Origin of the sequence: Brevundimonas sp. ZS04, from assembly GCF_001956865.1 — a bacterium.
GTDB classification, from domain to species: Bacteria; Pseudomonadota; Alphaproteobacteria; order Caulobacterales; family Caulobacteraceae; genus Brevundimonas; species Brevundimonas diminuta.
On the sequence record NZ_MTHE01000070.1, the window covers coordinates 1 to 397 of the forward strand.

General features: G+C 63.0%; 1 protein-coding gene. It reads right to left on the minus strand.

Annotated features, from left to right (window positions below; all coding sequences use genetic code 11):
• A partial coding sequence (locus BJP32_RS16815; protein WP_143255513.1) for a diguanylate cyclase occupies positions 1-397 on the minus strand: 397 nt, incomplete at both ends.

Genomic DNA, 397 nt, shown 5'->3' on the forward strand with positions numbered 1-397 from the left:
GGCTGTCATTGATCCGCTTGAAGTTGTCGATGTCCACCAGCAGCAGGCTGAGCGGGCGGTCGCCGCTGCTTTCCAGGCGTTCCTCGAGGGCGCCGATGAAATAGTGCCGGTTGGCCAGGCCGGTGAGGTTGTCGCGGTAGGCGAGTTTCTCGATGTGCTGCTGGGCCAGCTTGTTCTGCGTGATGTCTTCGTAGATGCCGATGTAGTGGGTCAGCTCGCCGAGATCGTCGTAGACCTTCGACAGCGACAACTGGCCCCAGTAAGGCTCGTGGTTCTTGCGGCGGCTGCGGAACTCGCCCTGCCAGCTGTTCTGCTGGGTCAGCGCGGAACGCGCGTCGAACAGCAGCTCGCTGAGGTTCTCCAGCGCCGGAAGCTCGGACAGGCGTCGGTTACGCAC